The sequence below is a fragment of the Acinetobacter sp. A2 genome (genome assembly GCF_012371325.1).
In the GTDB taxonomy this organism is placed as follows: Bacteria; Pseudomonadota; Gammaproteobacteria; order Pseudomonadales; family Moraxellaceae; genus Acinetobacter.
Window position 1 is genome coordinate 1 of the sequence record NZ_JAAZQX010000060.1, and the last position, 2,259, is coordinate 2,259.

Genomic DNA, 2,259 nt, shown 5'->3' on the forward strand with positions numbered 1-2,259 from the left:
AAAATACTCCATATATTGATGTTTATAACATCATTTGAGGAGCAGAATATCACTTATAGGAGTTGTTCAAATTTCCGGATCCATCTCTGTTTTCATGCAGAATCTCTAGCTTGTATCTTAAGGGAAAATTCTACTTTTAAATCCTATTATTTTTTTAGGGGGGATTACCAAAGTAAAGGTATGAATGATTCTTTTTATTTCATCTGCTATTTTTTCCTCAAACTCATTTTAGACAAACATTAACTTCTCTGCCCACCAAGCTTCTGTCAGGATGAATATTATAAGAAATCAAAAGTAACTCATATATAATTCTATTTCATTAATTTTTTACACATACACCATGTCTGAAACGCTGATTAATTCCCCTGTTAAACACTGGTGCGAATTTGAGTTTATCTCCAAAACTGTAAAAAATCCGAATATCCATATTAAAGGCAATTACTCGTATTATTCAGCTTATTGGGATCAAGGCTTTGAGCGTTGTGTAGTGCGTTATTTGCACGACAAACCCGCCACAGCAGAAAAACCAATTGATCAGCTCTATATTGGTAATTTTGTCTGCTTTGGTGCGGAATGTGTGATTATGATGGGCGGCAATCAATTGCATCGCAGTGACTGGATTGCGGCTTTTCCGTTTGATACTCGCAGCTTTGTTGCCGCAGGTGATACTAAAATTGGTGATGGTTGCTGGATTGGCAGTCGTGCCATGATTATGCAAGGGGTTGAACTGAGTGAAGGTGCAATTGTGGCTACAGGTGCAGTGGTTACGCAAGATGTACCACCTTATGCCATTGTGGCAGGCGTACCTGCTAAAGTGATTAAATACCGTTTTAATGCAGCTGAAATTTCCGACATTCTGGCACTAAAACTGTATGATTTAGATGAAAAATATCTGCTACAAATACGAGAACAATTGCAGACAGATGATGTTAAAAAACTGGTGGAATTTTTTAAAAATCAGCACAACAATAAGGACTAAAACTTTAGTTGAATTTCAAGCACAGCGTCATAATTTCATGCTAAATTAAGGTGAAATAAGGACTTACAGCACTCAATTATCTTTATGAAATTACTGGGTTTTATTCTCTATGAATTCAGCGTAAGATAAGACAGGACTCAGAGCGAATATTTTATTAAAGTATTGAAATTACAATAAGGAGAAACACTCATGGCTTACCAAAACATCCTCGTACCAGTGGACGGTTCTGAAACTTCTTTTGCTGCTGTTGCAAAAGCTGCTGAACTTGCAAAAGCATTTGGTAGTAAAATTACTGTGGTTCAAGTACTTACTCTTGACCCATACATTGCTGCAGAATACATCACAGCAAACCAAACCAATGACTTAATTGAACGTGCGCGTGCTTCTATCGTAAAAACGCTAGAAGAGGCGAAACAAAAATTCACTGAGCAAGGTGTTGAAGCTGAAACTAAATTACTTGAAGGTCAAGTCATTGCACGTGAAATTAGCAATGCTGCTAAAGAGTTAAATGCTGACCTAATCGTGATCGGTTCTCATGGTCGTACTGGCTTGAAAAAATTATTCTTAGGTAGTGTTGCTCAAAGCATTTTAAGCGAAGGCACAACACCTGTACTTGTGGTACGCCAATAAGTTTCTTGTTCCTCATTTCTACGGAAATGGGGAACTTTTCGCTTTTTCTTTCTTTTTCACATCTTCATGCACTCAAAACTATACTGTTTTTCATTTCAACAATTTCCTTAAATCGCTTTCCTGACTGCATAATAATTCATCTGCTTAACCTTTACTTTCTTCCCTCTTGTTTCTTCAACGACTCAAGGTCGCCATTGGTATTGTTTTAAATTTACCCTACCTTCCAGCACAACTATATCTTCAGCCATTAGCTTTAATGCCTGCACATTTTCACCCTGAGCATTCAACTTACTTAGGCTAATTTTGCCTTGTGCATTAATCACCCTATGCCACGGTACTTGATGATCTGCTGACAAATGCTTTAAGACATAACCCACTAATCGCGCATGTTTGGGTAAACCTGCCAATGCCGCCACTTGTCCATAAGTTGCTACACGCCCTTTAGGAATTAGACACACCACGGCTAAAATCTGCTGTGCTAATTCATCACTGGATTTTGTAGTAGAAATATTTGGCTTCATAAACAGCCTGATTTCCTGCAATTGTTAAAAAGAAAAAGGAGTGAATCAATCACTGTTCCTTAAAATGTAGTCAAACATACTCAAGGACTAATTCGCACTCTGTTAATGTCTTGTTGCCAAGCGTGTAAC

3 protein-coding genes are annotated in these 2,259 nt (G+C 37.6%); 2 read left to right on the forward strand and 1 reads right to left on the reverse strand.

Annotated elements, in window-relative coordinates; genetic code table 11:
- Positions 1-340: 340 nt before the first annotated feature.
- Both HHA43_RS13050 and HHA43_RS13055 read left to right on the forward strand, forming a co-directional pair.
- Positions 341-979 (forward strand): CatB-related O-acetyltransferase, encoded by a 639-nt coding sequence (locus HHA43_RS13050; RefSeq protein ID WP_168418852.1) that lies wholly within the window; start codon positions 341-343, stop codon positions 977-979.
- 189 nt (positions 980-1,168) lie between these two features.
- Entirely contained in the window at positions 1,169-1,609 is a 441-nt protein-coding gene (locus HHA43_RS13055) for a universal stress protein (RefSeq protein WP_168418853.1), read from the forward strand.
- A gap of 182 nt (positions 1,610-1,791) precedes the next feature.
- Here the strand turns inward: HHA43_RS13055 and HHA43_RS13060 are convergent, their stop codons facing one another.
- The gene (locus HHA43_RS13060; protein WP_168418854.1) at positions 1,792-2,130 is read right to left on the reverse strand and encodes an MGMT family protein; all 339 of its coding nucleotides are present in this window, start codon (positions 2,128-2,130) and stop codon (positions 1,792-1,794) included.
- Positions 2,131-2,259: the final 129 nt, after the last annotated feature.